The sequence below is a fragment of the Micromonospora sp. NBC_00858 genome, assembly GCF_045207365.1.
Classification (GTDB): Bacteria; Actinomycetota; Actinomycetes; order Mycobacteriales; family Micromonosporaceae; genus Micromonospora.
Genome location: NZ_CP108828.1, coordinates 3,147,948 through 3,171,220 on the forward strand (window position 1 = coordinate 3,147,948; position 23,273 = coordinate 3,171,220).

Annotated in this window: 17 protein-coding genes; 6 read left to right on the forward strand and 11 right to left on the reverse strand. The window is 72.2% G+C overall.

Annotated elements, in window-relative coordinates:
- Nucleotides 1-684 carry a hypothetical protein gene (locus OG990_RS14730; RefSeq protein ID WP_406080978.1) on the forward strand — a complete coding sequence of 228 codons (684 nt, stop codon included), beginning with the start codon at nucleotides 1-3 and terminating at the stop codon, nucleotides 682-684.
- On the forward strand, nucleotides 681-1,424 hold the full coding sequence (locus OG990_RS14735; protein ID WP_386992467.1) for an arylmalonate decarboxylase: 744 nt from the start codon (nucleotides 681-683) through the stop codon (nucleotides 1,422-1,424). The genes OG990_RS14730 and OG990_RS14735 overlap by 4 nt, the downstream gene beginning before the upstream one ends.
- 36 nt (nucleotides 1,425-1,460) lie before the next feature.
- On the opposite strand, the gene OG990_RS14740 is transcribed toward OG990_RS14735, so the two are convergent.
- Nucleotides 1,461-2,225: a helix-turn-helix transcriptional regulator gene (locus tag OG990_RS14740; protein WP_406080981.1), complete on the reverse strand. Its 765-nt coding sequence runs from the start codon at nucleotides 2,223-2,225 to the stop codon at nucleotides 1,461-1,463.
- 104 nt (nucleotides 2,226-2,329) lie between these two features.
- On the opposite strand from OG990_RS14740, the gene OG990_RS14745 reads away from it, so the two are divergent.
- Nucleotides 2,330-2,803: a VOC family protein gene (locus OG990_RS14745; protein WP_386992472.1), complete on the forward strand. Its 474-nt coding sequence runs from the start codon at nucleotides 2,330-2,332 to the stop codon at nucleotides 2,801-2,803.
- An 84-nt stretch (nucleotides 2,804-2,887) separates the two neighbouring features.
- Here OG990_RS14745 and OG990_RS14750 read toward each other — a convergent pair whose 3' ends face one another.
- The 8 genes from OG990_RS14750 to OG990_RS14785 form a co-directional block, all read right to left on the reverse strand.
- The gene (locus tag OG990_RS14750; protein ID WP_406080983.1) at nucleotides 2,888-4,255 is read right to left on the reverse strand and encodes a hypothetical protein; all 1,368 of its coding nucleotides are present in this window, start codon (nucleotides 4,253-4,255) and stop codon (nucleotides 2,888-2,890) included.
- Entirely contained in the window at nucleotides 4,252-4,944 is a 693-nt protein-coding gene (locus tag OG990_RS14755) for a neocarzinostatin apoprotein domain-containing protein (protein WP_406080985.1), read from the reverse strand. Before OG990_RS14755 ends, OG990_RS14750 begins: the two co-directional genes overlap by 4 nt.
- 70 nt (nucleotides 4,945-5,014) lie before the next feature.
- Nucleotides 5,015-7,840, reverse strand: a complete 2,826-nt coding sequence (locus OG990_RS14760; RefSeq protein ID WP_406080987.1) for an ABC transporter permease subunit — start codon at nucleotides 7,838-7,840, stop codon at nucleotides 5,015-5,017.
- Nucleotides 7,837-9,903, reverse strand: a complete 2,067-nt coding sequence (locus OG990_RS14765; RefSeq protein ID WP_406080989.1) for an ABC transporter ATP-binding protein — start codon at nucleotides 9,901-9,903, stop codon at nucleotides 7,837-7,839. The genes OG990_RS14760 and OG990_RS14765 overlap by 4 nt, the downstream gene beginning before the upstream one ends.
- On the reverse strand, nucleotides 9,890-11,248 hold the full coding sequence (locus OG990_RS14770; RefSeq protein ID WP_406080991.1) for an ABC transporter substrate-binding protein: 1,359 nt from the start codon (nucleotides 11,246-11,248) through the stop codon (nucleotides 9,890-9,892). The genes OG990_RS14765 and OG990_RS14770 overlap by 14 nt, the downstream gene beginning before the upstream one ends.
- The gene (locus OG990_RS14775; RefSeq protein ID WP_406080992.1) at nucleotides 11,245-12,432 is read right to left on the reverse strand and encodes a hypothetical protein; all 1,188 of its coding nucleotides are present in this window, start codon (nucleotides 12,430-12,432) and stop codon (nucleotides 11,245-11,247) included. The genes OG990_RS14770 and OG990_RS14775 overlap by 4 nt, the downstream gene beginning before the upstream one ends.
- Nucleotides 12,429-13,457, reverse strand: coding sequence for a WxL protein peptidoglycan domain-containing protein (locus OG990_RS14780; protein WP_406080994.1), 1,029 nt, complete (start codon nucleotides 13,455-13,457; stop codon nucleotides 12,429-12,431). Before OG990_RS14780 ends, OG990_RS14775 begins: the two co-directional genes overlap by 4 nt.
- 72 nt (nucleotides 13,458-13,529) lie before the next feature.
- A complete protein-coding gene (locus tag OG990_RS14785) occupies nucleotides 13,530-15,146 on the reverse strand; it encodes a hypothetical protein (protein ID WP_406080995.1) in 1,617 nt (538 codons plus the stop codon).
- 303 nt (nucleotides 15,147-15,449) lie between these two features.
- Here OG990_RS14785 and OG990_RS14790 point away from each other — a divergent pair, with 303 nt between their 5' ends.
- Entirely contained in the window at nucleotides 15,450-16,268 is an 819-nt protein-coding gene (locus OG990_RS14790) for an NAD(P)-binding domain-containing protein (RefSeq protein WP_406080996.1), read from the forward strand.
- Nucleotides 16,269-16,316: 48 nt separating this feature from the next.
- On the opposite strand, the gene OG990_RS14795 is transcribed toward OG990_RS14790, so the two are convergent.
- The gene (locus tag OG990_RS14795; RefSeq protein WP_406080997.1) at nucleotides 16,317-17,723 is read right to left on the reverse strand and encodes an FAD-dependent oxidoreductase; all 1,407 of its coding nucleotides are present in this window, start codon (nucleotides 17,721-17,723) and stop codon (nucleotides 16,317-16,319) included.
- A 474-nt stretch (nucleotides 17,724-18,197) separates the two neighbouring features.
- On the opposite strand from OG990_RS14795, the gene OG990_RS14800 reads away from it, so the two are divergent.
- A complete protein-coding gene (locus OG990_RS14800) occupies nucleotides 18,198-19,811 on the forward strand; it encodes a YncE family protein (protein ID WP_406080998.1) in 1,614 nt (537 codons plus the stop codon).
- Between the two features lie 588 nt (nucleotides 19,812-20,399).
- Here the strand turns inward: OG990_RS14800 and OG990_RS14805 are convergent.
- A complete protein-coding gene (locus OG990_RS14805) occupies nucleotides 20,400-20,879 on the reverse strand; it encodes a Rieske (2Fe-2S) protein (protein ID WP_355603129.1) in 480 nt (159 codons plus the stop codon).
- 752 nt (nucleotides 20,880-21,631) lie between these two features.
- On the opposite strand from OG990_RS14805, the gene rox reads away from it, so the two are divergent.
- Nucleotides 21,632-23,053 (forward strand): rifampin monooxygenase, encoded by a 1,422-nt coding sequence (gene rox, locus OG990_RS14810; RefSeq protein WP_406081757.1) that lies wholly within the window; start codon nucleotides 21,632-21,634, stop codon nucleotides 23,051-23,053.
- Nucleotides 23,054-23,273 lie beyond the last annotated feature (220 nt).

Below are 23,273 nucleotides of genomic sequence, written 5' to 3' on the forward strand. Positions count from 1 at the left end.
GTGAACGGCAGCGACTACACCGTTCTCCTCGCGCTGGAGGACTTCGTGCCGACCGGTCTGGCGCTGGTCGGGTTCTGGATCCTGGCCGGGCTGTCCGGTCGGATCGTGCCCCGGGTGGGCCCGGTCGCCCGGGTCGGCGCCGTCCTGATCGGCCTCGGCGGCCTGGCCAAGTCGACCTGGAAGCTGCTGCTGGCCGGGTTCTCGGTCGACCTGCCCTGGTTGGAGGCGGCGCTGTTCCCGCTGATGGCGCTCGGCGCGGTCGGACTGATCTGGGGCCTGGCCGGCGCGCTGCGCGGGCGCAGCGTGCCGTGGTGGCCGTTCGCCGCCGTGCTGGCCACCACCGCTGGCGTGGCGATCGCGTACGCCATCCTCCAACCGGTGTTCGCCCTCGCCACCACGGGTGTGACCACCATCAGCGTCCTGGCCGCGGTCATCGCCGGCCGACGGCGCGCCTGGGGCGCGGTGGCGCTCTACGTCGCCGGGCTGGCCTGTGTGCTGCTGCTGGTGCCGCTGCGCAACCACCCCGATCACGAGACCTTGGCCATGCAGTGGGTGGAGCAGGGCACCAACACCCTCGGCCAGGCGGCGCTGCTGGTCGCGGCGTGGCTGACCGCGCGCGCCCACACCCTGGCCTCGGCCAATCCTCACCCGACCCCCGCCCAGGAAGGAGCCGTTACGTCATGACCGACGCGCTCGGCTGGCGCCGCAAGTTCGGCGTCATCGCCCCGTCGACCAACACCATCGTGGAGCCGGACTTCTACCGGATGACGGTGCCCGGTGTGACCGCACACTTCTCCCGGATCCACATCCGCAACCAGGACCTGTCCAGCGACAGCAACTTCGAGAACCTCCTGACGCAGATCCGCGACGAGATCGGCGGGGCCTGCGAGCGGGTACTGACCTGCGAGCCCGACTACATGGTGATGGGCATGTCCGCGGAGACGTTCTGGGGCGGCGTCGAGGGCAACCGGCAATTCGTCGCCCAGATCAAGGAGGTCACCGGGCTGGAGGTGGCGACCGGGGCGGAGGCGTGCGAGCGGGCACTGCGCCTCTACGGCGCGCGCCGGATCGGCGTGGTGACGCCGTACCAGCCGATCGGCGACACGAACGTGGTGCAGTTCTTCTCCGAGATCGGTTTCGAGGTGGCCGCGATCGAAGGGCTCAAGTGCCCGACCGCGGTCTCCATCGCCCACGTCACAGAGGACGAGTTGCGCCGGGCGCTGCTGGCGGTGGACGGCCCGGACGTGGACGCCCTGGTCCAGTGCGGCACCAACCTGTCGATGGTCGGGCTGGCCGACGAGGCCGAACGCTGGCTCGGCAAGCCGGTGATCGCCATCAACGCGGCGACCTGGTGGATGGCGCTGCGCGAGAACGGGATCCTCGACAAGGTCTACGGCGCCGGTTCCCTGCTGCGCGAGTACTGAGAGGGTGGTTCGAACCACCCTCTCAGGTTCCGGGTGTCACGGCACGGGTGATCCGGCCGGCAGGGCGAGCGTCACCACCGCCCGGAAGACCGGTGCCAGGTCGTAGAGCTGACTGGCGACGAACGCGGCCAGGTCATCGGCCGGTGGATCGCGCGGCGGCAGCCGCGTCCCGGTGGTCTGGGCATTGTCGATGCGGTCGATACGAAAGGTCCGCCAGTCGTTGCGCTCGTTGTCGTGGGCGAGCAGATACCAGCGACGGCCGACCACGACCAGCCGGTGTGGTTCGACGAGCCGCCGGCTGACGACGCCGTCGTGGTTGCGGTAGGTGAACCGGACGCGTTCGTTGGTCGAGGCCGCAGCGGCGAGGACTGTCAACTGCGTGGGGTCGACCAGCGAGGCCGAAGCTGCGGGTGTCGGCAGGGCGGTCGCGGTGAGGGCACTGACACGGCGGCCCAGCCGGGGCGGAAGCACCTGCTGTAGCTTGGCCAGCGCCCGCAGCGACGCCTCGGCGATTCCGGCGACCGGCTGCCGGGCCGCTGTGCGCAGGCCGACGGCGATGGCCACGGCCTCCTCATCATCGAGCAGCAGCGGCGGCATCGCCTTGCCCGCCACGAGCCGGTACCCGCCCTGCGCGCCCCTGGTGGCCTGAACCGGGTAGCCGAGCTCACGCAGTCGGTCGACGTCCCGGCGCACGGTGCGTGGGGCGACCTGGAGTCGTTCGGCGAGTTCGCTGCCCGGCCATTCCCGGGGCGTCTGGAGCAGGGACAGCAGTCGCAGCAGGCGGGCCGACGTGTCATTCACGTTCCCATGGTGCCCTCCTCATATAGGCCCGGAGTTGGCCTACATGAGCTCTAGCGTGGTTCCTGGCGGTGCACGGACAGTGTGCCGAAACGAGGAGATGAGCGATGAAGGTTGTCCCCGACAGCTACCACACCGTCACCCCGTGGATGATCTCTCCGGGGAACACGGCACAGTTGATCGACTTCGTCGTCAGTGTCTTCGACGCCACCGAGTTGGCTCGACTGGACGTGGGCGGGGTGATCGGCCATGCCGAGGTCCGCATCGGGGACTCCGTCGTGATGATGTTCGACAAGCCGGACTGGCCGCAGACGCCGGCCTTCCTGCGCCTCTACGTTGCCGACGACGCCGAGGTGCTACGCCGGGCGGTCGAACACGGCGCGACCGTTGTCACCGACCCGACCGAGCTGTTCTGGGGCGACCGGGTCAGCCGGTTCCGCGACCCGTTCGGCAACCTGTGGTGGATCCACCAGCGGGTGGCGGAGCCAACCGAGGAAGAGATGAATCGCAGGCTCAACGACCCCGAGTTCGTCAAGGCGATGGAGTACGTCCAAGGTGCCGAGTTCTCCCTCAACCGCTGAGCGACCCTCTGCCACCGGCGCTGTCGGCGGTACGCAACGGCGCCGGGGCGGGGACGCGTCCCCGCCCCGGCGCCGTTTGCTGGCTCAGCTCCGCGGGATACCGCGACGCCTCGGCAGCACCACGACGAGGCCGATACCGAGCACGAGCACCGCGCTCGACCAGAGCAGCAGCAGCGCCGTCACGCCTCCCTCGCCCGTGGTCGGCAGCGACCCGTCGCCTCCGCCGTCGCCTTCGCCCTCGTCGTCGGTCGCGGCCCGCGACTTCACCGTGAACTTGGCGACGATCGACGTCGCCTCCGGGCCGGTCACCGGGTCGACGCCCGCGTTGCACTCGGTGTCGACCTGGGCGTGGTCGAAGACGATGTTGGTGACCGTCAGCGAGACCAGCCCCGGCTGCGAGGTGGTGTAGGTCCCGGTCAGCGTCGCGCCGGGCAGGGCCGCGTAGGCGCCGATCGCGCCGTACGCCGGGCCCGTCAGGTTCACCGTGCCGCTGCCCACCCCGCCGACCTTGACGGTCGCCTTGGGCACCAGATCACCGGCGCCGACCGCCACCGGTCCGCTCTTCGGGCCGGCCGAGAACTTCAGGCTCACCGTCACCTTGGCACCCCGCCCGGGGTTGCTGGGCGACATGCTCAGCGTGTGCGTGGCGGTCCACGCCGAGAGGCTGCTCAGCGTCTTGCAGTTCAGCTTCACGCTCTTCGGGCCGAACGGCTGGGCCGGCGTGTCGACCTCATCGGTTGCCGTCGGCGCCGGGTCGTCCGTCGCGGACGGCGGAAGCGACGGCGACGGCGACGCGGACGGCGACGGCGTTGCGGAGGCGGACGGGCTCGGCGGTGGGGTCGCGGTGCCGGTACCGCCGATGGTGATGCTCTCCACGATGGACGTCGGTGCCGGTGCGGCCTTGTGGTCGCGGTCCCCTGCCGCCGAGCAGTGCGTCGTCGCCGAGGCATTGGCGAAGGTGACCCGCCCGACGGTGAGCGTCGCCGCTCCGGCGGCGGCGGCGAAGTAGGTGCCGGTCGCGGTGATCGGGCCGAGCGGGTCCGCCGGGGCGACGGCCCGCGCCGGGTACGAGGACATGCGCAGCGTCGCGCTGCCGGAGAGGGAGCCGCCCAGGGCCAGCGTGACGTTCACCGGAACGTCACCGGCATTCAGCCCCACCGGCCCGTTGTCGGGGCCGGCCTGCGCCGTGAGCGTGACGGTCACCGTGTCGCCGACCTTCGGCGCGGCCGGCGACTGGGTCAGGGTGAAGGTGTCCTGCCAGACCGTCGGCGAGCTGCCGCTACCGGCGTCGTTGAAGTAGAGCCGGCAGCCCAGCGTCGCGGCCGTGGGACCGACCGCCGCGGCCGGCAGCGTCGCCCGGGCGGGGACCGCCGCCGGAAACGTGAGCAGCAGCAGGGGCGCCAGGACAAGGGCGAGCGCCGCCGCCCGGACGGGGAAACGACGTCGGGTCATGTGGACCTCCGGTTCCGGTAGGGCATCAGCACGAGCAGGCCGATGCAGAGCAACAGCAGGCCGGAGCCGACCAGCACGGTGACGGCGTACCGGTCCGGGCCGGCGCTCACCGGGTTGGCGTTGACCAGTGACGGGGCCGACGTACCGGCGGCGACCGCCGGACTGGTCGAGGGTGATGTCGTGGCTGCCGGCGTGGCCGACGGTGCCGCAGACGTGGGTGGGGTTGCCGGTGAGGGCTTCTGCGCCGGCTTCTTGCCGAACGTCAACGCCACCGAGACCTTGTTGGCCTCGACCTGGTCGGCGTTGCCGCTGTTGGGCAGGATCTGCGCCGCGACCACGCACTCCTGCTTGGTGCAGTCGAACGCGCCGAACTTCTGGGCCAGCTTCAGGGTGACCGTGGGCAGCTTCCCGCTGCCGTCGGCGTTGACGAACGCGGCGCCGCCGGCGAGGTTGCAGTCGGTCGGGCCCTTGAAGCCGGCGACGCACTGGCCGACGGCGATCTGCTTCAGGCTCGGGGTGAAGCCCGAACCGTTGACGATGACCTGGTGCTTGTCCGTAAGCCCGGTGGTCGCGCTGACCGTGAGGGTCGGCGCGGCGAACGCGGCCGGGGGTGCCACCACGACGGCGAGGCCGCTGCTGGTGGCGAACAGGACGGCGAGCGTGAGCGCCCGGCAGCGGAAGGTTCGCACGGCGATCTCCTGACAGGTTCGGCGCAGGCCGGCACGGGCATGGGGCGGGGCGGGGCGGCGCGGGCAGGGCTCACGACGGCACCGCCGCACGCTGAGCGGGTGTGCCGGAGCGATTGACGGCGGCGTGGTCGGTACCGAGGTAGGAGCGGACCACGTCGGGGTGGCTGCGGACCTCCTGCGGGGTGCCATCGGCGATGACCTGGCCGCCGTCCATCGCGACCAGCCGGTCGGCGAGCCGGGCGAGCAGCGGCAGGTCGTGCTCGATGATGACCATGGTGACCCCGAGTTCGTCGTGGACCCGGCGCAGCACCTCGCCCAGCGCGACGCCGTCGGCCTGGGACACCCCCGACGAGGGCTCGTCGAGCAGCAGCAGTGCCGGCTCCAGCGCCAGCAGGCAGGTGATCTCGACGATCCGGCGGGTACCGGTGGACAGCTCCCCGACCAACCGGTCGGCGAGCGGGGCAAGACCCATCAGCGTGACGAGTTCCTCGGCCCGGCGGCGCTTGGCCCGGTCGGGGCCGGTGGCACCGAGAGCCGCCGCGACGAGGCTGGTCGGCGCGGCGCGTTCGCCGGCCACCATGACGGTCTCCAGCACCGTCATGGTGGCGAAGAGCCGGGCGTCCTGGAACGAGCGCACCAGCCCGAGACCGGCCCGCCGCTGCGGCGACAGCCCGGTGACCGGGCGGCCGGCGAACAGGACCGCGCCCCGGTCGGGGCGGGTGAAGCCGGCGATGATCTCGAACAGGGTGGTCTTGCCGGCCCCGTTCGGGCCAATGATGCCGACCACCTCGCCGGCGTCGACGTCGAGGCTGGCCCCGGCGACGGCCCGCACGCCGCCGTAGGAGCGGGCCACCCCGCGCACCGAGAGCAGCGGCTCGCCGGTCACCGCCGGTCGCAGCGGGACGGTGCGCGGCGGCAGCGTGATCGAGCCACCGGATCTGGCGGCGGCCGGCGGCGGCCCGGCCACGGATCCGGCCGCCTGATCGGCGGCGGACGGTGCCGGTGCGCTGCGGCCGCGGGCGATCAGCGCGGCGAACCGGTCCCGCAGCCACAGCACCGGTCCGCCGAGCCCGGCCGGCAGCGCGATCACCACGACCAGCCAGACCAGGGTCAGTGCGGCCTGGCCGATGATGTCCAACTCCAGGAATCCGGGCACGCCGACGATCAGGAACGCCCCGAGCAGCGGGCCGCCCAGTAGCGTGATCCCGCCGACCACCACGGTGGCGACGACGTCGATGCTGGCCGAGGCGGGGAACGTGTTGACGGTGAGCTGGGTCTGCCCGTGGCCGATCACTGCCCCACCGAGACCGGCCAGCGCACCCGCGACCGCGTACGCCTGCAGGACCCGCAGCGGCACCGCGACGGTGAACGCCCGGGCGGCGTCGGCGTTGTCGCGCAGCGCCACCAGGATCCGCCCGAAGGCACCGGTGCGCAGGTTGGCGGTGACCCACAGGCCGAGCAGCAGCACCACCAGCGCGAACAGGTAGTAGTCGGTAGCCAGGTCGAAGGTGTGGCCGAGGATGCGCGGCTTGGGTACCTGCGCACCGTCGCCGAGCAGCCAGCCCTGTCGCAGCAGGAACGCGCTGGTGGCCAGCGCGAAGGCGAGCGTGGTGACGGCGAGGGCGAGCCCGCGCAGGCGCAGCGCCGGCACTCCGACCGCGACTGCGGCCAGCGCTGCCGCCGCGCAGCCGGCGAGGATCCCGAGGAACAGGTTGCCGGTCCGCACGGAGACCTGCACCGACACCGCGGCGCCGATGCCGGCGAACGCGAACTGGCCCAGGGACAGCTCGCCGGCCACGCCGGTGACCAGCCCGATCGACAGGCCGACCAGGGTGAAGCCGATGATCGCGATGAGCACCGAGGCGCTCTCGTTGCTGATCACGAAGGCCAGCACGGCGGCGATGGCGAAGCCCACCCCGGCGACGACCCGGCCCAGGTTGCGCAGCAGCCAGACCCGCTGGTACGCGGCGGGCAGCGCCGGTGCGCCGATCCGGCCCCAGCCGCCGTCCTCGCCATCGCGGCGGGCGCGGACCGGCTGGGCGAGCAGCGCGACCAGGATGACCGCGACGAGGGCCAGCTCAACGAGGCCGCCGCTGGACCGACCGGACAGCAGGATCTGCTCCCCCACCCCGATGCCCAGCGAGGCGCCGAACGCGATCGGGACGGAGGAGAACCGGGCGATCACCGCGCCGGCGAGGCCCCGCACCAGCAGGGCCGGGCCGAGCGACTCGATCGACTGGGTGCCTTGGGTCGGCGCCACGAGGATCGCCGAGAAGGCGGCGACGGCGCCGGCGATCGACCAGGCCAGGGTCGCCATCCGGGCCGCGGTGACGCCGTTGAGGGTGGCCGCGTCGGGGGCGTCGGCGGCGGCCCGGATCGCCAGCCCGAACCGGCTGCGCTTGAGAAACATGGCGAGCCCGACCAGCAGCACCGGCGTGAGCAGCAGCATCGCGGTGAACGCCGGGCCGACCGGGGTGTTGCCGACGGTGAACGACGGCATGCCGGGCGGCGTCGGGAATGTTGGGCCGCTGGCCCCCGAGCTGTTCACCAGCAGGGCGAGCACGAGCACGAACTGGGACAGCCCGAGGGTGGCGATCATGCCGATCACCCGGGGCCGGTGCCGCAGCCGGCGGACCACGCTCAGCTCGATCGCGCCGGCGACCGCGGCGGCGGCGAGCATCCCGGCCGGCAGGGCGAGCCAGTACGGCAGCACGCCGTCACCGACCAGCCGGCCGAGCACGGCGGCGCCGAACACCCCGACCGCGCCGTGTGCGAAGTTGACGAACCGGCTGGACCGGTAGACCAGCACCAGCCCGACCGCCAGCAGCCCGTACGTGAGGCCGGTGAACAGGCCCAGCACGATGCGGTCCGGGCCGAAGTCGAATCCGTCGATCACCGGATCACCGCCCTGGCCGCCGGAGCGGCCTCCGGCGCGGGCGCGCCGCCCTGTGCCTGGGGCGCGGGCTCGGCGTCCTCGGCCGGCGCGTGGCCGCCGAGCATCAGGGCCCGGACCAGGTCCGGCCGACCGGCCAGTTCGCCCGCGGTGTGCTCGGCGACCATCGCACCCTTCTCCATGAAATAGATCCGGTCGGCCAGCGACAGCGCCACATTGACCGACTGCTCCACCACCAGCAGCGAGGTGCCCAGCGCGTTGAGCCGGCGCAGCATCTCCAGCAGGCCGCCGACGACGACCGGGGCCAGGCCGAGCGACAGCTCGTCGACCAGCAGCATCCGGGGGCGCTGGATCAGCGTCTTGGCGAGCACGAGCAGTTGCCGCTCACCGCCCGACAGGGTGGCGGCGACCTGGTCCCGCCGCTCGTAAAGGCGGGGGAAGACGGCGAACGCCCCGTCGACCCCCCGGTGCACGGCGTCGCTGCGCCGACCCAGCGCGTAGCCGTGCATGCGCAGGTTCTCGGTGACGGTGAGCGAGCCGAACACCGCCTGGCCGACCACTGTGGACATGCCGAGCTCGATCCGGCGGGGCGCGGTCAGCGCGGTCACGTCGACCCCGCCGAGCCGGACCACCCCGGCGGCGGGGCGGTGCAGCCCGGAGAGCACCCGCAGCAACGTGGTCTTGCCGACCCCGTTCGGGCCGCAGATCGCGACCAGCTCGCCGTCGTCGACGCGTACGGCCGCGTCGTAGAGCACCTGGACCGGACCGTACGCCGCGTCGATTCCGGAGCAGGAGAGAGCGACGGGACGCGCGCCGCTGTGCCGTAGCCGGGCGACCTCCGCCTCGTCGGCGAGCACCCGCGCCAACCGCTCGGCGTCGGCCGTGGCGGTGCGCCGCAGCCGCCGGGCGTAGCCGGCGCCGACCAGCACCGCCGCCGCGGCCACCGCCAACGCCGGAACGGCACCGTATCGGGTATTGAGCAGGGCGAGCAGACCGGCGCCGCCCAGGCCACCGGCCAGGGACAGCACCGACGCCGCCGCCGCGAACGCGGGGCGGGCGTCCGGATGGAGCACCTCGGCGGCGACGCGCTCGCCCGCGACGGCGAGCGCGACCAGCGCACCGACGGCGACGGCCAGGCCCGATGCGAACAGCACGACGCCGACCGCGGCGGGGGCGTCCCCGACGAGCAGCGCACCGGCGGCGACGAGCAGCCCGGCCGGGGCTGCGGCGACGGCGAGGCGCAGCGGCCGCTCGCCGCGCAGCAGCACCGCAAGCGCGGCTCCGGCGAGCAGCGCGTCGCCGACCACACCGACGGCGCCGCGCGGACCGAGGCCGAACCCGGCGCGCAGCACGTCGGCGGCGAAGACCAGCGCACCGGGCACGACCAGGCCGAGGCCGGCCTGGGCCAGCACGGCGGTACGTGCGGTGGGCGGGCGGGTGGCGTTGTCGAACAGAGTGCGCAGCGCCGGTGGCCAGCCGACATCGCCCGGCAGTTCCGCGGCGGTCACGCCGGCCAGTACGCCGAGCGCCGCGAGGACGCCCGCCTCCGCCCAGTGGTACCCGGACCCGCCGCCGGTGCCAGCGGCGAGCAGCGCGGCCAGGCCGAGCCCGTTCAGCAACCCCACGTGCCAGTACCGCAGGGTGGCCGTCGCGGCGGCGACCGCGCGGCCGGCCACCACCAGGACCGCCCAGGGCAGCCCGAGCGCGGTGAGCGCGAACAGCCCCGGCACCGGGGGCGCGACGTTGACCACCAGCAGCAGCGCGGCGCCCAGCCCTGCGCCGGCGAGCAGCGCGGCCCGTACCGGATGACGGTGCGGTACCCGCTGTACGACCGCGACGGTCGCGGCCGCGCCGACCACCGCGGCGGCGATCACCGCGGCCAGCACGCTGGTCAGGTCGACACCGAGACCCCGGGCGAGTCCTGCGGCGCCGAGCAGCGGCACCCCGGTCAGGAGGCCGCCGGCCGTACCCGCGCCCCAGCCCGCGCTCCGGGAACGCCATGCCCCCGCACCGTCACGGGCGATACCCGGCGGGACGCTGGGGCGGGTGTCATCATCGGGTCGCAAAGGACACGTCCTCCCCGCGGTAGGTGAAGCAGGCGCAGCCGCTGTCGTAGCCGAACGCCCGGTAGCCGTTCGAGGCGGCGAACCGGCCCGGGCCGAGCCGCCCGGAGAATCCGGTCGCCGGCTGGAACGGCGTGTCGAGCCTGCCCACGGCCGCCAGCCACCGGTGCGCGTTGAGGTCCGCGCCGAGGTCCTTCGCGCCGGCCTGCAGCAGCAGGACCGCGTCGCAGTACGGGAACGCCACCCGGGCGTTCTCGCGGGTGCCGAACGACTCACCCCCCGCGGCGAAGATGCCCAGGCAGGTGCGTTCGGCGTCGGTGGCGGGGAAGGCGTACTCCCGGTCGGCGACGTCCTGGCTGGGGTTGAAGCCGATGCCCACCGCCCCGGTCAGCGCCTCGCGCGGGATGATGTCCGGGTTGCCGATCAGGAAGCTGGGATTGTCGTAGCTGGAGATGCCGTACCGGGCGGTGAAGCCCTGCGCGGTGGCCGAGGTGAGGAAGAAGGAGGCCAGCCGGGTCCCGCCGAGGAAGAAGACCCGCTCGACGCGCTTGGCCCGCAGGTCGACGGCGGCCTGGTTGAGCCCCGTGTTGAGGGTGCCCAGGTCGGTGCTGTCGATCCAGGCCGGGGTCGGGGTGATTCCCCGCTGCTTCAGGTACGGCACCACGTGCTGCTCGTACATCGCCCGGTTGGCCGGTGCGTCCACCGCGACGATGCCCGCCTGCCTGGCCCCGTCGAAGAAGCCCTGCGCGGCCAGCGCCGGCAGGTACGCGCGTACGAAGTCGTCGTACGCGGGGTAGGCCGGGGCGAACAGGTACGGCGCGAGCCGCTCGTTCGTCGCCTGGTCGATGGTGATCAGGGTGGCGTCCAGCACCAGGGTGTGCCGCTGTGCGTAGCAGGGGCGGGCGTTGGCCTGCAACTGACCGGTGAGCACGACCGCGAACGCCCGGTCGTCCTGGGTGATCTGGTTGCAGAGCTTCTCCTCGGCGGCCGGTGAGTCGTCGCTCGCCTCGTAGTTGCGGAAGATCGCCCGCATCCGCCGGCCGCCGATGCCGCCGTTGGCGTTGACGTGGCTCTCCAGCGCCCGCATCTGGCGCACCGGGTCGCCGGCCGAGGCGGTGTTGAACCCGGTCAGGTTCGCCGTCTTGGTCAGGTCGGTGCCGACGAACACGACGGTGACCGCGTCGGCGGTGACGCCGGGCCCGACGCCGGTGCCGTCGGCGCCGCCCACGCCGGGCAGCACCGCGCCGCAGCCGACGAAGGCGAGCAGCGCGGCGACGGTGGCGACGGCCGCCCGTACCGTCAGGCTCCGGTCCCGGCCGACGGCGTGGGTGCCAGGATCGCGGCTCATCGATGGCTCCCGAGGTAGGTGTCGAGGGCGGCCAGATCGATCACGGCGGCGGCGGTCTGGTTGCCGCCGCGTGCTCCGGCCAGCGTGGCCGCGCCCGGGCGGGCGGCGAGCACCGCGTCGAGGGCGGCGAGGTCGATGACCGCGGCCCCCTCGGCGCTGGCTCCGTTTGGCAGTCCGGCGTCGCCGAGCAGGTCCCGCAGCGCGGCGACGCTCAGGTGGGCGCCGGCTCGCCGACGTAGCTGACCGGCACCGGGAGCGTCGTCGAAGACGAGGTACGCCCCGAGCGAGCCGACCCGCACGACGGACGGCAGCAGCGTGCCGGCCGGGGCGGCGGCCATCGCGGGCAGCGGCAGGTGGTTACGGCGGTTGGCGATGCGGCGGGCGACACCCACGACGATCAGCGCCCCGCCGAGCAGGTGCACCACGAACAGGCCCCAGGGGTACGTCCGGAGCGTCACCTCGAACCGGCCGAACCCACCCAGGTCGGCCTGCACGGTGTACCGGCCGAACGCGGCGAACGGGGTGATGACGGGCACCCGGTAGGTGCGCGTCTCGCCCGGCCGGATGTCGCCGGTACCGGGCGTGCTGACCCGGTCGCCGCCGCCGTCCCGGCCGACCCGGACGTTGAGGGGCGGGTTGGGCAGCGGCTGCGGCCCGGGGTTGTGCACGGTGTAGACGAGGGTCCGGGTCGCCGCCGCGCCGAACAGGCTCCGCCAGCCCGGCCGGCCGGCGATCCTCGCCTCGACCAGGTCGAGCCGGACCGGGGCGGCCGAGACCGTCGGCGTGTCCCCTATGGCGTGCCCGGTGAGTTCCAGGGGCGCGTCGGCCTGGCCGCGCGCGGCGCCGCCGACCAGCGTGGCGTGCACGACGCACGGGCAGGGCACCGGTGGGGTGCCGAGCACGAGCTGGACCGCGAAGGTGCCGTCCGGGCGCACCGGAACGGCCAGGGCGGCCCGGGTGTCGCAGGAGGCCGAACCGGCGATGGCAAGCTGCCCGCAGGTGACGAGTTGGACCAGCGCGCCGCCGGGCCAGCCGGTGCCGGTCACCCCGAGCCGGTCGCCCGGTGCCGCCGCCGGGGCGGCGAGGGTGAGTCCCTCGGCCGCCCACGCCGGGCCGGTGGGCAGTGCCAGCCCGGCGGCCAGCACGCACACGACGGCGGTCAGGGTGCGCCCGATCCTCGTCATCCGACCTCCGCATGCGCGCGGACGCGCCGGACGCCCCGGGGGCGGGCCACCTGGGTGCGGCGGCGCCTGCGCCAGGCCAGGACCCCGGCGGCGATCAGCGCGGCGAGTGCGGCGAGGCCGGTCCAGGAGACCACGACGGTACGGGTGGTCCGTACCGTCAGCACGCCACCGTCGGCCTTCGCCGTCACGGTGGCGGTGACGACGTCGACCGGCCACAGCCCGGTGAACTGGGCACGCATCCGCGACTCGGCGCCCGGAACCAGGTCGAGCTGTGGGGTGGCGCCACGTTGGCGGATCTGATGTCCGAACATGCCGGAGGCGGTGACCGTGATGGTGGGGGCGAGGCGCAGGTTGCCGGTGTTGGCCAGGGTGTATTCCAGGGCACCGTCGACCGGTGTGGGCAGCCACGGCGTCGGGTGCGTCAGGTCCAGATCGGCGAGGTTGAGCCCGGGCACCTCCGGCCCGGCGACGCGCAGGTAGATGCGGGCGCCGACGGCCCGCTGCACCGCGACGGCGACGCCGTTGCTCTCGCTCCGGCCGCCCGGGACGGACTCCATCGCGACAATGCCGCCGACGTGGTCGCCGGGGCTGGCGTTCGTCGGGATGGTGATGGCGAACGGGATGTCGGCCTGCGCCTTGGGCGGGATCACCACGGTGCCGGCGCCGACCGCCGTCCAGATCCCGACGTCCGACTGCTTCTCGTTGAGCTGGCGCAGCGCGAACCCGCCGTCGCGTGCGGTGTTGTAGGCGTCCGCGCCGTACACGGTGAAGGTGCGCTCGGTGTCGGTGCGGTTGATCACCCGCACCGAGTCGGTGAGGGTCCGGCCGGTGGGTGACTCGAGGAAGAAGTAGAGCCGGGGGGTGGGCCCGGCGTTGGCCGGCGGGGTGGGCACGACCGCCCATTCGCCGTTGTCCGCCGCGGCGGCCGGCCCGACCGGGACGACGGTCAGCGCGACGGCGGCGACAGTGGCGGCGAGGGCCGCCGCACCGGTGCGGAGGCGACGTGGCCAGAGGGGGTGACGCACGCGGTTCCACCCTTCGACTGCTCGGTGTGGGGGCGGCCGGCTCAGCCGACTGCCCCCACCTCGAGGCGGTCCTCAGCTCAGGGTGAGCGTGAGGGTCGCAGCGTAGGTACCGGCGAGTTGGTTCGCCGGCACGGAGAGGGTCAGCCCGGCCGAGGCGTCGAAGCTGCCGCCCGTACCGGTGGCGCTGGTCGGCGCGGAGCAGAGCGTCGCCGCGTCGACCGTGCCCGGGGTACCGGCCACCGCGGTGACCGCATTGGTCGCGCCAGCGGTGCCGACGCAGGCCGGTGTCCAGGACAGGTTGCTCTTGGCGATGGTTCCGCCCGGGGTGCCGGTGAAGTCGGTGACCGTGCCGACGAGGCTCCACCCGAAGGTGCTGCCCCGGTAGTCGGTCACCGTGACGGTCGACAGGTTGCCCGTCGCCGTCTGCACGCTGCCGCCGACGGTGACGCCGGAGAACGCGATGTTGCCGGTGCCGGCGGCGCGAGCCATCGACAGGTTTCCGGCGGTCACGGTCTCCGACAGGTTGTACGACAGGGTGCAGTTGCCGGTCGTGGCCGAGCCCGTCTTGGCGACGCACGAGTCAGCCGACCCCGTCCAGGCGGAGATCGCGAACAGGGCGCCGGACTGCGCGCCGATGTACGCGGTGCTGCCGTCGGTGACGGTGTAGGTGGCGTTGATCCCACCGGTGGCGCCGGCCGTGGCCGTCGTTGCCGGGTCGCTTGTCGCGGGCGGCGGCGGGGCCCCGGTGAGCGCCTTGTAGCCGCGGATCGTGACCGTGCTGCCCGGGTTCCAGTTGGTGCCGGTGACCGTCACCACGGTGCCGGAGCCGCCACCGCTGGGGGTGATCGCGATGCCCGGCGAGCCGAGGATCGTGATCGGGACGGAGACCGTGTTGGTCCCGTCCGAGACCGCCAGGGTACGTGCCCCCGTGGTGGCGCCGCTGGGCACCGTGAGCGTGCCGGTGCCGGCGCCAGCGGCGTCGGTCGTGCCTGCGCCGGAGCCTTCGGCCGTTCCGGTGCCGTCGGGCGCGCGCAGCGTTGCGGTCAGGGCGGCGGACGGCGCGAGACCGGTCACCGCGTAGTTGATGACGTTGCCGGCCCGGGCATGCCCGGTAACGGTCTGACCGGTCACCGAGGTGACCGAGACCGTGCCGCCGAAGACGGTGAAACTCTCCACGATGGGCGTCGGGACCGGCGCTGCCTTGTGGTCCCGGTCGCCCTCCGCCGAGCAGTACGTCTTGGCGATCGGGTTGTTGAGGATCACCCGGTTGACGGTCAGCGTCGCGGCTCCCGTCGCGCCGGCCACGTAGGTGCCGGTGGCGGTGATCGGGCCGGTTGGGGTGTTGCCGGGGATCGGACCGGCCGGGTAGTTGGGTTGGGTGAGAGTGACCGGGCCGCTCTGCGAGCCACCCAGCGCCGCCTCCACCACGATCGGCACGTCACCGGGGTTGATCGCGACCGGGCCGTTGTTCGGACCGGTCGCCGCGGTGAAGGTCACCGTCACGGTCTGCCCCGGGCTCGGCGTCGCCGGCGTCTGGGTGAGCCCGAACGAGTCGGCCCAGTTGCTCGGCGAGCTGCCGGTACCGGCGTCGTTGAAGTACAGCCGGCATCCCAGGTTGCCCGGGGTGGGGCCGTACGCCTGCGCGGGGGACACGCAGACCGCGGTCGCGGCGGCGGCCAAAGCCGCCACGCCCACCGCTGTAGCCGTAGTTCTGAGCAATCCCATTGCGGTCCCGCTCTCCTTCCTGTGGGGAACGGTGCACCCCTGGCCACTGTTTCGCTGATGGAAACACTGGTTTCCAAAATTGGATAGGTTCATAAAGGCAGCCGGCCCGCCCTCCTGTCAATAGCCCGACAGGCGATTTGACGCCGGCCGATTCGATCGACCCCGCGGACACCGCAGCGTCGTCGGCGGGCCCCGTGCGGCACGGTCTTGGCAGGGGGCCGGAGATGGGGCAGAGTGGGAAACAGCGTTTCCCTTTTGGAGGTCCAGGTGCGTTACGTGATCATCGGTTGCGGCAACGTCGGCATGGAGCTGGCCCGTCGCTGGATCTCGGCCGGCCACCACGTGGTCGGCACCACCACCTCCCCCGAGCGGGTGCCCGAGCTGGCGCCCGTCTGCACCGAGGTGGCGGTCCTCCGTGGCAGCGACCGCGCGGCCGTCGAGCGGGCCACCCGGGACGCCGACGCGGTCGTGCTCACCGTGAGCCCGCGCATCGCCCGAGCCTTCGACGCCGACCAGCGCATTGCCGAGTACGCCGACACGCTCACCGCGTCCGCGCGCACCGCCGCCGCCGCGCACCCCCGGGTCGTCTTCACCAGTTCGGTGTCGGTCTACGGGGCCGGCCATGGCGCGCTGGTCGACGAGGCCAGCCCGGTAACCGACGACCCGGACGCCTCACCCCGCAACTTCATCGCCGCCGAGGCCGCCGTGCTGGCCACCCCGCGCGGCGCCGCGCTGCGGATCCCCGACGTGTACGGGCATCCGCGCGACCTCGACTATCCGACCCGGGTGAAGCTGGCCCACGAGATGCTCGGCGGCAGCGTGCCGTTCTCGGCCGAGGCCCTGCACTATCGCATCGACTACCGCGACGCCGCCGCCGCGCTCGACTTCGTGGTGAGCCGCGACCTCACGGGCGTGTTCAACGCGGTACCGGACGCGGTCGTGCCGCAGACCAACCGGGCCGTCCTCGACGAACTCTGTGCCGCCGGAGGCTGGCCCGCGCTGACCTATCGGGGCGAGATCAGGACCCCGTTCGTGCCGATCAGCTCCGGCAAGCTGCGCGCGGAAGGTTTCGCCTTCGCGCATTGAAACCGGCCGGGTCATCCGTCCGCTGTGGACGCTCAGACCAAGACCGGCTCAGCTCGCGGTCCGCGCGAGGCGACGCCCGACCAGCCGACCGAAGGCCATGGCCGGCGTCAGGCACATGCCGGAGCAGAACGCGTTGCCATTGACGGCGGCGGAGCCGATCACCTCACCGACGGCGTACAGGCCGGGGATCGTCGTGCCGTCCGCGCGGCGTACCCGCAGCATCTCGTCCACGTCCAGGCCGGCGAACGTGATCAGGGTGACCGGATGGTTCTCCAGCGCGTAGAACGGCGGCTCGACGATCGGCGCCGGCAGGTACGCCCGGCCGAAGTCGGCATCCCGGCCGTCGGCGACGAAACCGTTGTAGCGGGCCACCGTGGCCGAAAGCCCCGCCGGGTCGATGCCGGCCAGCCCGGCGAGCTCCGCCAGCCCGGGCGCCCGGTGCACGCCCCGGCGTCGGCCGCACTGGGCGTCCAGCTCGGCCGCGCTCCAGCCGTGCACCATCGGGTACGACTCGCGCAAGGCGTGGGCGTCGAAGACCGTCCAGAAGGTCATCCGGTCGACCGTGGTCAGCACCCGCTCCTTGTGGTCGATGCTGGGCTCATCCTCGGCGATCCAGCGCCGCCCGGCCCGGTCGACGTAGATCTCCCAGGGCGGCCGCTCCGGCGCCACCAGGTGCGGCCGGTGCACCCAGTCGACCCGAAGGTCGCCGTCGATCGGGGGCAGCCCGCCGAAGGTGGGGATGTAGCGGCCCAGGCCTTGCAGGCCGGCGCCGACCGACCGGCCCATGAGCAGGCCGTCGCCGGTCGAGGTGGGCGCCGCCGAGGTGGTCAGCGGGGCGCCCTCCAGCTCGGCGAAGAGCTCCGGCGCGTACCCGAATCCGCCGGTGGCGAGCACCACAGCGGGCGCCCGCCACCGCGTGCCGTCGGCTGTGGCGACCCCGACCACCGCGCTGCCCTCGGTCAGCAGTTCGGTGACGCGTACCCCGCATCGCAGGTCGATGCGGCCGGTGGCCCGATGTGCGTCGAGCATCGGGCGCAGCGCGGCCAGGATCGCCGGACCGCCGGGGACGGTGGTGGCGTGGACGGTTCGCGGCGTGCGGTACGGCTCGTGCCCGTACACGATGCGGGGGGTACCCGGATCGACGGTGAGCCCGGCGGCGAGCAGCCACTCCAGCACCGCCGGCTGTTCGCGCAACGTCAGCCGGGTCAGGTCGGCCCGCGCGGCGCCCCGACTGATCCGCCAGACGTCGTCGAAGTGCCGCTCGGGGTCATCGCTGATGCCCCGCGCATGCTGCAGCGAGAAGCCGCCGGCGGACAGGTGCCCGCCCGAGTACGGCAGGGCGCCACCGACGTCCGACGCCTTCTCCAGCAGCAGCACGGTGCCGCCCGCGTCGGCGGCGGCGATGGCACAGGCCAGGCCACCCGGCCCGGCGCCCACAACGATCGTGGTCGGCACGCCCACCTCCGGCACTCGAGTCGCGTTTCCATGGAAGCAACAGTGTTTCCATTGGATCCGCGCGCCGTCAACCGCCCTGGGCGAGCCGTTCGGCAGCGATCACCGCCCGGCGCACATTGCGCACAATTGCGACTTTCGGCGAATCTCCTCGTCGGACAGTCGCAGAGGCAGTCCAGCCTGGCACCTGCGTCTCGCGAGCACCGGCGGCGCCGATCACCAATCGACAACTGAACGCGTCCGACGCAGTGGCAGGACGCCTCCCCCGCAGCAAACGTGGACTGCCTTGGCTCTCAGCGGAGCTTTGATCCACTGTGTAACGCTGCTGGCCGGAGGGCCGCCTAATCCCATGACGCGACGATCTTGTCGCAGGCCCGGCACCGGCTCCGCCGGCCGCCGCGGCATCACGGGGTTACCACCGAAAGGGGACCGCAGGTGCGATTCCGCACAGTGATCGGCTCAGTCCTGGCATCGACGATGGTCGCAGCAGTAGGCCTCGTCGCCACCGCCGCACCCGCCGCCGCCAGGGACACCGCCACCCTGATCCAAGGCGTTACCGGCGTCGTCGACACGGCCGCGGCCGGCGGCCGGGTCTTCGTCTCCGCGAACGACCGCATCGTGGTCGCCGACGCCCACGGCACGCTCACCGGTAGCATCACCGGCCTGGCCGGCCCGACCGGCCTGGCCGTCACGCCCGACGGCAACCGGGTCTACGCCGCGCTGTCCGGCTCGAACGAGATCGCCGAGATCGACGCGGCCACCCTCACCGTCATCCGACGGATCAACCTGGCCGCGTACCCGTCCCCGGCAAACCTGTCTCTCGACGGCGACCAGCTCTGGGTGGGCTACGGCATCAAGAACGACTTTGTCGGCGGCGTCCTCGGCCTCGATCTGTCCCTGGCGGCGCCCACGCCCGTCCAGGTCGCCACCCGGATGTATGGCGCGCCCCTGGTCGCCGGCGCCGGCAACACGGTCTTCACCGCCGAGGCGGGGATCAACCCCGCCAGCCCTCGGGTGTACGACGTCAGCACGATCCCGGCGACGCTGCGGGGCGTCATCGACGGCGCCGACAACGACCTGTCGAACCTGACCGACCTCACCATCACGCCCGACGGCGCCCAGGCCATCTCGGTCTTCGCCACCTCCGGCTTCGATGTCTGGGATACCACGACCCTGGCCAAGGTCCGCAGCTACGGATCGAGGGCCGACTACCCGGGCTCACCGGGCGCGATCGCGCTCAGCCCGAACGGCGCACACGTCGCCACCGCCTTCTACGGCTCGAGCTACGGCCCCTACGCCGAGGTGTACAACGCCGCCACGGGGGTGAAGACCCTGCAGGCCCAGATGACCTACAAGGGCGACCTGGTCACCGGCAGCCTCTCTGTGCTCGGCGATGACCTCTACGCCCTGCTCAACGACTGGCCGTACAACCGGTACTACCTGTGGCGCGTGGAGGGCGCCGTCCTGCCGACGTCCACGCTAAGCCTGTCGGCCACCACCGCAGCGACCGCGCTGGACCCATTCACCATGACCGGCCGGCTCGCCTTCCCCAACGACTCCGCGCCGGGCGCACAGCCGATCGAGATCACCCGCACGCTGCCCAACGGCACCACCGCCACCCTGCCCGGCGTGACCACTGCCGAGGACGGCACCTTCACCGTCACCGACACCTCGCCGGTCGGCGGCAGCGTCAACTACACCGCCATCTGGGATGGCAGCCCCGCCTTCCGCTGGTCAAAGACCACGACCAAGGTCGACGTGGCCCAGCACCCCACCTCGCTGCTCGTGACCGGCCCGACGACCGGGAACGCCACGAAGCCGCTCACGCTCACGGGTCAGATGAGTACCGCCGGCAACGTGCCCACGCCGGCCTCCGGGTCGATCGTGGTGTACCGGGTCTACACCAACAAGCATGGTTCCGTCGGGGCCGACCTGCCGATGGTGCCGCTCGCCGCTGGCGGCTCCTTCACCATCACCGACACGCCCCCGGTGTCCGGCCAGTACACGTACCACATCCGCTTCGACGGCGATGCCACCTACGCATACGCCTACACCAGCCAGGTTGTCACGGTTCGGGGCGCGAGCAGCTGAGCGACCCGCCGCAGTAGCGGCGACGGTGCCCGTCCTGGCCACGTACCGGGCGGGCACCGTCGCTCCGGAGTGTTTCGTGGAGAGCCAGGCGGCCGTGTCCGACCGCGCGGCCTCCGGCTCGTCGAGCCGGTGCAGTCCGCGCGCCCCGCCGACGCTGAGGAGGACCGCGGGCCGGGGGCCGAGCCTCGACCGATTGCCGGGTTCGGGTTTGAGGACGACTCCAACTCAGCCTGCGGAGCCGTACGCCCGCAGGAACGCGCGTACTCCGGCGGCGTTACGGCAAGGCATCGCGGGGCGGCCCGCCCAAGCGCCGCACCGTGCTGACGGTGCCGGAGATGGACTGGGTGGTCGAGGTCATCGACGCGTACGCCGATGAGGTCCGTCCCCTGTTCTCCCCTGGCAGGCACCCGGCTGTGGGTCACCGAGCGGCGCGGCCGAATGTCATTGCGGTCGGCAGTCAGCCACTTCCAGGCCAAAGTGGACACCGCCGCGAAACGGTGCAACGGGCGCCCCGTCTCGGGGTATCGCGCACACCACGGCGGGCCACTACAGTGCCGGGAAGTCCAGGGCCGAGATGTGCAGCGCGGGTCAGTCCAGGGAAATCTGGTCGCCGGTGAGCTTGATCGTCCTGGGCGGGAGCGGCCGCGTGGCCGGGGGCGCCTTGACCGAGCCGTCGACGATGGAGAACCTGCTCCCGTGGCAGAGGCAGTCGATCGTGCCGCCCTCGACACGCGAAACCGTGCAGTTCTGGTGGGTGCAGATCGAACTGAAGCCCTTGAATTCGCCCGGCTTCGGCTGCGTGACCACGACGCCTTCCTTGGCGAAGATCTTGCCGCCACCGACCGGGATGTCGGTGGTCTTGGCCAAAGGCTGGCCGGCAGCCGGACCGCCGCCGCCGGTGCTCGTGGCGGTGGGGCTAACGGCGGTGGTGGGGGCTCCAGCCCCGTCGCCAGAGTCGTCGCCGCCGCAGGCGGCCAGAACCGCCGCCGCGCCGACCGCGCCGACACCAGTGAGCAGGGCCCGACGGCTCTGCGTACCCGGCCCGGTGAGCACCTGATCATCGCTCATACCTCGCCCCACTCTGCCGCCGCGCCCGTCATGATTCGCGGTCATGTTCCTGCGCACAGAGACCACTCTGTCAGACGGTTCACCCGGTTTGCGGGGATTTTGGCCGGTCCGGTGGGCCGGCTAGCCCAGGACTAACCCCAACGCCGTTCAGCCAGCTCCCCTTGTCGTGCTGGTCGCCATGGCACCTGCCCTCGTCCTGGCCGGAATCCGCATCTCCGACGCAGCCCGTGCCCGAGGACGCCCACCCAAGCCGCCCTCACCACCTGGCCCGAATTGAGTACGTTGCCGGCAGCGGGTTGCTCGACGCGGTGCCACGCCTGCGGGATCAGCTCATCCAGCACGCCGGAATAGACCGGCGCGGCATCCGTGACCAGCTCGTTGGGCGTCACCCTGACCAGCAGCATCGCCGCCGCACGGGCTGTTTGGAGTCGTGATCATGCGGCCGGGAAAGGAGTGGACGGGATGATGCTCGGGCTTGTAGCTTGCAAACTGACCGTGACACCGCCCGAGGAGGTGAGACCCATGAACGCTGTATCGATGTGGGTGCTCCCCCTTCCCGTCACGGCCGGGCGATTGACGTAGGTGTCGCCGGGAGCGCCTCGCCAACAAGGCACTCCCGAAAGGCAACACGTATGCACTCTCTGCAGTTCACCGCCGAGCCGTCGTCGAACGATGTGGTCGAACGCGACTCCACTGTGGGCGACGTCCCCGGACTCCCATCGCCGGCCTCCGGCACCGATCGTGCGCCCCTCATCTTCGACGTGATCATTGCCGGTTGCGGGCCGACCGGTGCGATGCTGGCCGCCGAACTGCGGCTGCACGATGTACGGGTTCTCGTCCTGGAGAAGGAAACCGAGCCCGTGTCGTTCGTCCGCATAGTCGGTATGCATATTCGCAGTATCGAGCTGATGGCAATGCGCGGACTGCTGGATCGCATTCTCGAACACGGGAGACAGCGTCCGGCCGGCGGCTTCTTCGCCGCCATCAACAAACCCGCGCCCGACCTGGATTCCGCACACGCCTATCTGCTGGGCATCCCGCAGCCGGTCATCGTTCACCTGCTCGAAGAACATGCGATCGAACTGGGTGCGCAGGTCCGGCGCGGTTGCGCAGTGGCCGGTTTCGAGCAGGACGACGACGGTGTGACCGTCGAGCTGGCCGACGGGGAACAGCTGCGTTCGCGCTATCTCGTCGGCTGTGACGGCGGGCGCAGTACGGTGCGCAAACTGCTCGGCGTCGACTTCCCCGGCGAGCCCTCGCGGACCGAGACGCTGATGGGCGAGATGGAAGTGGGTGTGCCGCAGGAGGAGATCGCCGCCAAGGTGACCGAAATCCGCGAGACCAATAAGGTATTCAGCCTCGGGTCCTTCGGCGGAGGGGTCTATCGCGTCGTAGTCCCCGCCGAGGGAGTCAGCGATCGCGCGGAACCGCCCACCCTCGAAGATTTCAGACAACAGTTGCGCACCATCGCCGGAACCGATTTCGGCGTGCACTCACCGCGCTGGTTGTCCCGCTTCGGGGATGCCACACGGCTAGCCGAACGTTATCGGGTCGGGCGGGTGCTGCTGGCCGGCGATGCGGCACACATCCATCCACCCGCCGGCGGACAGGGCCTCAATCTGGGCGTTCAGGACGCATTCAACCTAGGCTGGAAACTGGCCGCACAGATCCGCGGCTGGGCGCCGGAAACACTGCTGGACACCTACCAGGCCGAACGTCATCCGGTCGCCGAGGACGTGCTGGACAACACCCGCGCCCAGATGGAACTGTCGTCCACCGAACCGGGCCCGCAGGCTGTGCGCAGGCTGCTCACCGAACTGATGGACTTCGACGAGGTGAACCGCTATCTGATCGAGAAGATCACCGCGATCAACATCCGCTACGACTTCGGCGAAGGCCCAGACCTGCTCGGCCGCCGCCTGCGCGACATCGACGTGAAACAGGGCCACCTCTACGGCCTGCTACATCGCGGCCGCGGCCTGCTGCTGGACCGCACCGAACGCCTGACCGTCGGCGGCTGGTCAGACCGGGTCGATTACCTCGGGGATCCCACTGCGGTACTGGATGTTCCGTGCGTCCTGCTACGCCCCGACGGCCACGTCGCCTGGATCGGCGACGACCAGCAGGACCTGGACAACCACCTCTCCCGCTGGTTCGGCAAGCCCGCGAACTAATTTCGCCTGAGCAACCGAAAATGACTGCGAACACGCCTGTCTCGGATCGAGACCATGACAGGGACTGGTTCGCGTGGTCACCCCGCATATACGTGGCGAGATAGCGAGCGAACCTGCGGCGCTGTCGTCCAGGAGCTGGGGGTGGTCGGCGTTCTCGTCGGACATCCACCGCCCGCTGGCTTGGCAGAAAGTGGCCATGCCGGCGGGCGGTGGCCGGTCG